The sequence below is a fragment of the Skermanella sp. genome (assembly GCF_059503625.1).
On sequence record NZ_JCACHA010000769.1, the window covers coordinates 1 to 9,834 of the forward strand.

General features: G+C 55.8%; 8 protein-coding genes and 1 pseudogene. All 9 read right to left on the bottom strand.

From position 1 onward, the window contains the following. Nucleotides 1-276 precede the first annotated feature (276 nt). The gene (locus AC5JJ6_RS26830) at nucleotides 277-1,029 is read right to left on the bottom strand and encodes an SDR family NAD(P)-dependent oxidoreductase (RefSeq protein ID WP_496045005.1); all 753 of its coding nucleotides are present in this window, start codon (nucleotides 1,027-1,029) and stop codon (nucleotides 277-279) included. A gap of 145 nt (nucleotides 1,030-1,174) precedes the next feature. Beyond that, nucleotides 1,175-2,152 carry a LysR family transcriptional regulator gene (locus AC5JJ6_RS26835; RefSeq protein ID WP_496045006.1) on the bottom strand — a complete coding sequence of 326 codons (978 nt, stop codon included), beginning with the start codon at nucleotides 2,150-2,152 and terminating at the stop codon, nucleotides 1,175-1,177. Between the two features lie 96 nt (nucleotides 2,153-2,248). Continuing rightward, nucleotides 2,249-3,691: an NAD(P)(+) transhydrogenase (Re/Si-specific) subunit beta gene (locus AC5JJ6_RS26840; protein ID WP_496045007.1), complete on the bottom strand. Its 1,443-nt coding sequence runs from the start codon at nucleotides 3,689-3,691 to the stop codon at nucleotides 2,249-2,251. Between the two features lie 13 nt (nucleotides 3,692-3,704). Next, nucleotides 3,705-5,279 (bottom strand): Re/Si-specific NAD(P)(+) transhydrogenase subunit alpha, encoded by a 1,575-nt coding sequence (locus AC5JJ6_RS26845; protein WP_496045008.1) that lies wholly within the window; start codon nucleotides 5,277-5,279, stop codon nucleotides 3,705-3,707. A 31-nt stretch (nucleotides 5,280-5,310) separates the two neighbouring features. Beyond that, nucleotides 5,311-6,081, bottom strand: a complete 771-nt coding sequence (locus AC5JJ6_RS26850; RefSeq protein ID WP_496045009.1) for an SDR family NAD(P)-dependent oxidoreductase — start codon at nucleotides 6,079-6,081, stop codon at nucleotides 5,311-5,313. Nucleotides 6,082-6,123: 42 nt separating this feature from the next. Continuing rightward, entirely contained in the window at nucleotides 6,124-6,882 is a 759-nt protein-coding gene (locus AC5JJ6_RS26855) for an SDR family NAD(P)-dependent oxidoreductase (protein WP_496045010.1), read from the bottom strand. An 85-nt stretch (nucleotides 6,883-6,967) separates the two neighbouring features. After that, a complete protein-coding gene (locus AC5JJ6_RS26860; protein ID WP_496045011.1) occupies nucleotides 6,968-7,867 on the bottom strand; it encodes an allantoinase PuuE in 900 nt (299 codons plus the stop codon). A gap of 66 nt (nucleotides 7,868-7,933) precedes the next feature. Further along, complete coding sequence (locus AC5JJ6_RS26865) at nucleotides 7,934-9,388, bottom strand: amidase (RefSeq protein WP_496045012.1); 1,455 nt, start codon at nucleotides 9,386-9,388, stop codon at nucleotides 7,934-7,936. A 206-nt stretch (nucleotides 9,389-9,594) separates the two neighbouring features. Further along, a pseudogene (locus tag AC5JJ6_RS26870) lies at nucleotides 9,595-9,834 on the bottom strand (CoA transferase); the annotation flags it as partial.

Genomic DNA, 9,834 nt, shown 5'->3' on the forward strand with positions numbered 1-9,834 from the left:
TCGCTTAACCCGCCACCCCAGTTGCCTCACCAATGGGGTCCACCTCATAGCGCCTCTTTAGCTCAACATCCTCTCAAGCATGAGAACAGCAGCAACCGCTTTGATCGTTTGTTCTTAAATGAGAATAACAGAGTTTTGTCCGCTTGCCGGGGCAACCCGGCCAGTTGGGATAACAGAATCAGGGGGAACCGATCCATGATACCTGATGCCGCTTTCGTCTAGGTAGGAAGTCCAAAGTAGTTAAGCGGAGAGCAAAGCTCCCCGCCGAAAATTGCGTTAGAACGCGTAGTGGCGCATCCCGCCATCTACGACCGCGACGGTACCGGTGATATACTTGGCGCGTGGCGAAACAAGGAAGGTTGCCATGTTGGCGACGTCCTGATCTTCACCGAAGTCACCCATTGCAATCTCACGCTCAGCGAACTTCCGGCGCTCGTCACCTGGGAAGAGACGGCGGATCTGTGCCGTGTCAATCAGACCCGGCTGGAGGCAATTAATGGTGAGGCCATACTTGCCGATTTGGCGCGAGAGGCCCTTGGACCAAATTGCGATCGCAGCCTTGGACGTTGCGGAAACGTTGATCTGGCCCGGCTCGGTCGTGCCAGTGATGTTGAGAATGGCACCCTGTCGGCGCTCCATCATCTGGGGTAGAAATTCCTGGGTGAGCTGGCGCTGGCGCGTGAAGCCAAGGTTCATGCCGCGCTCCCAATCCTCTTCCGGAGCTACCGGTTCGACGGGCTGGCTTGCACCCGCATTGTTGATGAGGATATCGATATGACCGAGAGCCTTGAAAGCGGCTTCGGCAATCTTTTTCGGCGCGTCCACGTTGGTGAATTCCTGGGCGAAGACAGTCGGCTCGGGGAGACCGGCGTCAACAAGCTCCTTCTTAAAGCTGTTCAGCAGCTCTTCGTTGCGAGCCGTTACAAAAACCTTGACGCCTTCTCTCGCGAGCTCGAGCGCGATAGCGCGGCCAAGGCCTTGGCTGCCGCCGGTGACAACGGCAGTTTTGCCCTTAAGATGCAATTCCATCAAACTCTCCGTTTGGAAATAGGTGAAGTACTTGCCGCCATGTCCGTGGTTATCTCCATGAAACGGCAATATTAGAAGTGTATCTGACTGCCAGACCTGATTGAACCGGCGAATTTACAATTCATTATTTCCAGATATGTAACAATCATGGGTATGAAAGTTGTCTTTTTCCGATCTCGGCGAGCCAATCGATAAAAACTCTGACTTTTGGCGCCAACAATGGTCTGGTCGGATACAGGACGGACACTGGCTTTGGCGTCGAAAGTATATCTGGAAGAACTTCCACAAGATCTCCGCTTTCAAGATAGGGCTGAAATAGGAGGTGGATGCCTTGCATAAGACCTCTTCCTGCAAGACCACAAGTGAGGAAAATTTCGGAATTATCAATCAAAATTCCACTTTTGAGGATTTTCACTACCTCTTGGCCGCCAACGTCGAAACGCCACTCATAAATATCACGTCGGTGATCTTTGAAGAAGTTGACAGCGTGGTGCTCCGCAAGATCGTCTAGCGTTTTGGGCACACCAAATTTTTCGAGATAGCTTGGCGCTGCGCAGACGGTCATTCGGCAAGTTCCGATCCGCCGTGAAATATGGCTGGAGTCGGTCAGATTGCCGACACGAACTACACAGTCCACGCCCTCGCTAACGAGGTTTATCTTTCGGTCCGTAGAACTCAAGACAATCTCGATCTCGGGATATCGGTCTTGAAACTCTGGCAGAGCCGGCACAATGAGACAGCGGGCCAGTGCTACAGGAACGTCGACGCGAAGTTGCCCTCGCAACGAGCTGGTTACCGAGAAGGAATCCAGTACATAACCAAGCTCCTCTAGAAGTGGTACACAGCGATTAAAGAACTCTTCACCATCTGCCGTGACGGTGACTTTCCGTGTTGTTCTATTGAGAAGACGGACCCCAAGCTCAATTTCCAGCTGCTGCACCGATTTTGTAACTGCTGGCCGGTGGAGGTTGAGGGCATCGGCTGCCTTGGCGAAACTTCCGTGTTCCACGACATTCATAAAGATGTTCATGGATTCGAACATATTGCTGCGCATTACGCCGGTTCCCCATAGCTGGCGACCTAAGTTTGCTGGCTGAGGCGAAAAGACGGAGGTTTCCTTCAATTCATTCTGCCGCGTGACTAGACTGCCCTTTCTGGTCCCTCTGCGAAAGCAAAAAAGGAACCGATAAAATTACCGGTTCACATCGCTATCTATCATTTAAATTGCTGGTAGCAGCTGGTCAATGCTCTTCTTTGCATCGCCGTAGAACATGCGGGTGTTGTCTTTGTAGAAGAGCGGGTTCTCGATGCCAGAGTAGCCCGTGCCCTGGCCGCGCTTCGAGACAATCACCAGCTTTGCTTTCCAACATTCCAGAACCGGCATGCCGGCGATGGGGCTGTTTGGATCTTCCTGGGCAGCCGGGTTGACGATGTCGTTCGAGCCGATGACGATCGCAACGTCGGTCGAGGGAAAGTCTTCGTTGATTTCGTCCATTTCCAGAACGATGTCGTAGGGTACCTTCGCTTCGGCGAGTAGCACGTTCATGTGGCCTGGAAGACGACCTGCTACCGGATGGATGGCGAAACGGACGGTCTTGCCCTTTGCGCGTAGCTTGCGGATCAGTTCCGAAACCGCCTGTTGGGCCTGCGCCACCGCCATGCCATAGCCCGGAATGATGATGATGCTGTCGGCATCATTGAGGGCTGCTGCAACGCCATCCACATCGATTGCCACCTGCTCGCCAGTGATTTCCATCGCCGGGCCCGTCGTGCCGCCGAAGCCGCCGAGGATGACCGAGATGAAGCTCCTGTTCATCGCCTTGCACATGATGTAGGAGAGGATCGCGCCTGAGGAGCCAACCAGCGCACCGGTGACGATCAGGAGATCGTTGCCGAGCGTGAAGCCGATAGCGGCTGCCGCCCAGCCGGAATAGCTGTTCAGCATCGATACAACGACAGGCATGTCCGCTCCGCCAATGCCCATAATCAGATGATAGCCGATGAAGAGGGCAAGCACCGTCATGGCGACCAGCGCCCAGATGCCTGCACCGTTGAGGTAGAGAACGAAAAGCACGATTGAGGCGATGGCAGCTGCCGCATTCAGCAGATGTCCACCGGGCAATTTCTTTGCTTTGCCGTCTACCTTGCCCGCAAGCTTCGCAAAAGCAATGACCGAGCCGGTGAAGGTGACAGCCCCGATGAAGACGCCGAGGAAGACCTCGACCTTCATAATCGACTGTTCGACCGCATCCTTGTGGGCAAGCTTGGCGGCAAAGCCGATCAGGGCGGCACGCGCTGTCTCGTCCATGGCTAGGATCCGGTCGAGTTCCAGATGGGCATTGTAGCCGATGAAGACAGCTGCCAGACCTACGAAGGAGTGGAGTGCCGCGACAAGCTGCGGCATTTCCGTCATCTGCACCCGTTTGGCGACGATGGCGCCTAATACGGCTCCGATGAGCACCATTACGAGGATGATCGGCAGATGATCCACTTCTGGCGAGAGGTTGGTCGCGACCACCGCCATCGCCATGCCGACGACGCCGTACCAGACCGCGCGCTTGGCGCTTTCCTGGTCGGAAAGGCCGCCGAGCGAGAGAATGAACAGCACTGCTGCCGATAGATATGCCGCCGAAATTAGGCCGATATTTGTTTCGAATGTCATAAAGTCCGCCCTTTCACGACTTCTGGAACATGGCGAGCATACGGCGTGTCACCATGAAGCCGCCGACGATATTGATGGTAGCGACCAGCACCGAAACGGCTGCTAGCACCACCACCAGCCAATTGCCCGAACCAATCTGCAGCAGCGCGCCGAGAATGACGATACCCGAGATTGCGTTCGTCACTGCCATCAGTGGCGTATGCAGCGAATGCGAAACGTTCCAGATCACCGAGAAGCCGATGAAGCAGGAGAGCGCAAAGACCACCATATGCGACATGAATTCCGAGGGTGCATAGGCGCCAACCAGAGCCATCAGCAGTCCGCCTATGATGAGCAGCCCGACCTGATTAGCCGTCTGCTTGCGGAAGGCGGCCATCTCTGCGGCGCGGCGTTCCCCTGGCGAGAGTTCCTTTGCCCTTTCCTTCGGCTTAGCCGTGGCAATCGCCGCGATCTTCGGGGGCGGGGGCGGGAAGGTAATCTCGCCATCCTTGACAACCGTCGCCCCGCGAATGACGTCGTCTTCCATGTTGTGGACGATGACGCCGTCCTTGGCCGGTGTCAGGTCGCTGATCATGTGGCGGAGGTTCGTCGCGTAGAGCGTCGAGGCCTGGGCCGCCATGCGGCTCGGGAAGTCCGTATAGCCGATAATGGTAACGCCATTCGGCGACACGATTTTTTGATCGATGACCGTCAGATCGCAATTGCCGCCGCGCTCGGCGGCAAGGTCGACCACGACCGAGCCCGGCTTCATGGCCGCCACCATGTCGGCGAGCCATAGCTTCGGTGCATCGCGGCCTGGGATCAGGGCGGTGGTGATGACGATGTCGATCTCCGGCGCCAGCTCGCGGAACTTGGCCAGCTGCTTCTCGCGGAATTCCGGCGAGGACGGGGCGGCATAGCCGCCCGTCGCGGCGCCATCCTGCTGCTGGTCGGCAAAATCGAGATAGACGAATTCCGCTCCCATGGATTCGATCTGTTCGGCGACTTCCGGGCGAACGTCGAAGGCATAGGTGATGGCACCGAGAGACGTAGCCGTGCCGATCGCCGCAAGGCCGGCGACACCCGCGCCAATGACCAGCACCTTTGCCGGCGGCACCTTGCCCGCGGCCGTGACCTGACCGGTGAAGAACCGACCGAAATTGTTGCCCGCCTCGATCACCGCGCGATAACCGGCGATATTGGCCATCGACGATAGAGCATCCATCTTCTGCGCCCGCGAAATGCGCGGCACCATATCCATCGCGATGGCGCTCACGCCACTATCTCGCGAAAGTTCTAAGAGGCCTTTGTTCTGCCCAGGATAGACAAATGAGATCGTCGTTTGCCCTCTCCGGAGCAGGCGAACTTCGCGCTCTTCCAGAGGTCGTACTTTTGTAATCACGTCGGCTTCAGCGAACACGTCTTCCGCGGTCGGTAATACTTTCACACCGGCAGCCATATAAGCTGCGTCGCCGAAGCCGGCATTGAGGCCGGCTCCCGACTCCACAACGCATGTGTGTCCAAGCTTTTGCAATTGCAGTGCCGATTCAGGTGTGAGCCCGACCCTTGCCTCGGCGACCGAAACCTCTTTCAGCGTTCCGATAATCATTTAAAGGTTCCAGTTCTTGGACACTTGAGACTCAGCGCGGCCCGGCGGGCAGGAGGCCACCGTCGACGACGATTGTTTCACCAGTGACGTAGCGAGCCGCATGGGAGGCGAGGAACAGAATAACATCCGCGACCTCATCTGCATCGCCAGCACGGCCCAACGGGATGTACTCGCCAGCCTTGTCAACGCCATCAGGGCCAAGCGAATGCTCCTTGGAGAGCGCTTGCGCCGTACGGATGATACCCGGAGCGACGCCGTTTACTCGGATCTGGTCCCCCGCCAACTCGACGGCAAGAGCCCGAACAAGCCCGATTACACCGGCCTTTGCCGCCGAGTAATGGGCATGCTCCTTCCAGCCATAGGCGACGCCCATGATGGAGGTAAGAGCCACGATGGATCCACCGCCACGTTTTTTCATTCCCGGTGCAGCGGCACGGACGATCCGCATGACGCCCTTGAGATCTACGTCGAGAATTCGGTCCCAGCTCTGATCGGTGATGGTCGCAAGCGGTTCCTTGCGAGCGATACCAGCGTTCGCGACTATACTATCGAGACTACCGAATTCGCGTTCAACCGCATCGACGACGGTGTTCGTCTGCTCAGTATTGGATACGTCAAGAAAATAGAACGTGGCATTCCCACCCTTTGCCTTGATTTCCTCAACGACTGCCTTGCCTTCTTCTTCAAGGACATCCGTGACTGCGACGTTGAATCGTGCATTGGCGAAGGCAAGCGCCGTGGCTCGCCCGATACCAATACCTGCACCAGTGATCAGAACGGTCTGTTGTTTGTTCGTAGGCATGCATTTACCTCTACTTTTAGATTGTTGACTGGGCGAACGGCCTTAGACCATGACGTCGCCGCCATTAGGCGAGAGACCCTGTCCGGTGTAGAAAGACCCTGCATTGGAAGCGAGAAGCAGAACCGTTGGCGCGATCTCTTCGGCTTCGCCGAAGCGTCCAAGCGGCACCTGCGCTTTCTTCATTGCCAAAAATTCGTCGCTCATTCCGCGGGTAAGCTCCGTATTGATTGGCCCAGGGGAGACGGCATTCACCGTCACGTTGAAGGGGGCTCCCTCGTAGGCAAGCGCGCGCGTAAAGCCGAGGATCCCTGCTTTTGCCGCGCTGTAGTGCACTAGCCCAGGCGATCCCTTGTAGGCGAGCTGCGAGGAGGTGCTGATGATGCGTCCGAAGCCACGCTTGCACATCTTGTCGAAGAAGGCATGGGTCACAAGGAAGGTGCCACGTAGATGAACTGCAATCATCCTGTCCCAATCGGAAATTGAGAGATCAGCGAAAGGTTTGTCTCCTCCAATACCAGCATTATTAACGACAATATCGATGTCGCCAATCTGCTGTTCGGCCCAAGCGGCCATCGCTGCGACATCAACCTCGTTTGCAACATCGCACTCGGTACCGGCGACTTTTAGGCCTTCCTCTGAAAGCTTCTTCGCGAGCGCGTCGGCATTTGCATTGTCGCGGTAGTGGCAAAAAGCAACATCAGCGCCAGCACGAGCCAACAGCTCAACAATTGCGGCGCCGATTCCACGACTACCGCCAGTAACTAGAGCCTTCCGGCCGGATAAGCTGAAAATATCATTCATTTTGGCTCCCCTTTTTACGTGATCGTTCGCGGCGGCTGGCGTCAACCGCCAACCGCCCATTTCACGTTGATATTGTTGCTAAGAGTCAGCGCTTGGCGCCGTGCATCTCTAACCAAGCATTCGCAATTTCTTCGCGCGTCGCGAACCAGACACCTTCGTGCTTTTGTGCTTCTTCTATGAAGCGTTGAAGTCCCCTGATCCTGCCCGGTCTGCCGATCATACGGGGATGAAGGCCAATCGACATCATGCGCGGGAAGCGTTCCGCCTCCGCGTACAAGGTCTCGAAAGACTCTCGTGCATACTCATAGAATTCACTCGCCTGAAAGATCCCAGGCGAACTCCAGAATCGAAAGTCGTTAACATCCGGTGTGTAAGGGAGAATCAAATGTCTCTTGCCGCCAACGTCCACAAAATACGGTGTGTCATCATTGTAAGCGTCACAATCAAACAGGAAGCCGCCTTCCTCGACGACAAGGCGGCGCGTGTTGACGCTCGGGCCATAGCGGCAGTACCAACCGCTCGGATGCCTGCCAGTAGTTTTCTGAAGAGACTCCACGGCCATTTTCATGCGGGCACGCTCTTCATCTTCAGAAAGCCGGAACACCTCTTCCCAACGGTAACCGTGGGCTACGATATCATAGCCTGCTTGCACTGCTGCGTGAGCAACATCAGGATTTTTCTCAAAAGCTACCGCGCATGCGTAGAATGTGCATTTAACTTCAGTTTGTTGAAATATATCGAGAACGCGCCAGATACCAACGCGTGATCCGTATTCGTACATGGACTCCATCGCCAAGTCCCGTATGCCTTGCGGCATGGGATAGTTCCCAAGCTCTGTCGAGGACTCTTGATCGGGATCACCCAGCGAATGGCCTCGCTCAGATCCTTCCTCGTAGTTCAGGCACAGCGACACCGCGAGGCGAGCACCGTTGGGCCAACGCCCAGTCGGGCCTTTCGCACCATAGCCAACAATATTCCGTTCCATCGTCCCACTCCTGGTATGAACGTCCGCCTGCCGGCCGCGCCAGCTTGGGAAGCGGACGAAACATTTTTATATCGTCGTTGGGCTCACTAAACTCGAATCCATGGTGGCAAGACCCGTCGGAGTGCGCAGATGCCAATCAGTCACTCGCTGAAATGCATCTGCGATCTTGAGAAGCAGTGCCTCCGCCCAAGGACGCCCAACAATCTGGACCGCGATCGGGAGGCCATTGGCAGAAAATCCGCACGGAACTGCAACCGACGGGAGCCCAAGGTAGTTGATCGCTCGGGTGTTCCTGGTGACGCCCCCGATGATACGGGTAATCTCGTCCTGAGAGCCCTTCGTCGTTTCCGCAATCGATGGCACACTCGTAGAAAGAATCGGTACGACAGCACAATCATTCGAACCGATCGCTCGATCGATCCACTCCCTAGTAAGCGGCTCCTTAAGGGAGATCGCCTCAACATAACGCGTCGCAGGATATAGCAACCCCGGCTCGAGACGTGCGCGTACCTGATCGGCATAGTCGTTGGGGCGCTCTTCCAGCCAAGTCCTGTGCAACGTTGCGCCTTCGACCGCTAGTATAAAGCTGGATAGCGCATTCAGACGTTCCATATCGGGCACATCCGAGTCCCTAACTCTCACGCCGAGAGAGCCAAATGTCTTTACCGCCTCGGCAAAAGCCATTGCGACATCGGGTTCGAGCAAATCATGATAGAAGTTGCGAGGACAGCCAATCGATACTCCCCGAATGTCACCAGTGAGCCTCTCTTCGGTTTTTTCGACGTGAGCATTGCTCGTACTGCTGTCCAGTATGTCCCTACCCGAAATAATATCGAAGAGGCGCGCGGTGTCTCGTGCGTGTCGAGCGATGGGGCCAACGCAATCGAGTGTGCCCGATAGGGGCATAACGCCATATCGACTAACTGCACCATGCGTTGGCTTCAGTCCCGTGAGACCGCACATTGCGGATGGATGACGGATCGAACCGCCGGTATCGCTGCCGAGAGCGCCCGGCACGCAACTCGAGCTAACGACAATCCCTGATCCCGACGATGAACCACCACATACATGGTCCGGATTCCAAGGGTTCCGGCCATGCCCAAAGTGCTCGTTATAACCCGTTGGCCCTACTGCAAACTCAGTCATATGGAGCGTGCCGCAATCAACAGCGTCTTCTTCATCCAGTCGATCAAGGACCGTAGCGGTGATTGCAGGAACGAACGCTCTGCGAATTTTTGATCCACAAGAAGCGACACGCCCTGCGCGATAAAATAAATCTTTGTGCGCTAAAGGGACACCAGCCAGTATACCAAGCCGCTCTCCTCGTGTGCGCTTGAGGTCAACGGCCCTTGCTTGTTCCAAGGCGCGATCCGCGTCAATTAAAATGACGCCATTTAGACTTCGCCCACGACCGTTGAGACGTTTGATTGCAATTTGCGTAACCTGCTCGGAGGTTATATCTCCGGCCTTAACGCCTTCAGCTATCGCTACGATGCCGCTTTCAATGATATCTTGCGTCATGGCTGAACTTTTCTCTGAGTGTGCCGGCATTCACTCTCGTCTTCGACACCATGCCTTGATATAGATATCAACTCTGACGCACTTTCAGCGATAAGCTTGTTTGTTTCTTCTACTATAAACTTGTATCGAGCAATCCGATCATGAGGGATCTGCACCCAATTTTGTGATCTTGCGATCTGTGCGAGAATATCGGTCATAAGCTCATCTCAGATCACGTTAGCTGATTTGATTGCATTGAATTTGTCGGCAGAGAGGCCAAGGAGGTTTCGATAGATCTCCTCGTTGTCGGCGCCGAGGGCTCGGCCGGTGTGTTTGAACTGCGGCGGCGTTTCGGACAGCCTGGGCAGCGGAGCGGGAACCACGATCTCGCCAACGCGCTCATCGACAACGTTCAGCATGTTGTTGCGGGCCTTGTACTGCGGGTCCTCGAAGATGTCTGCGATCGA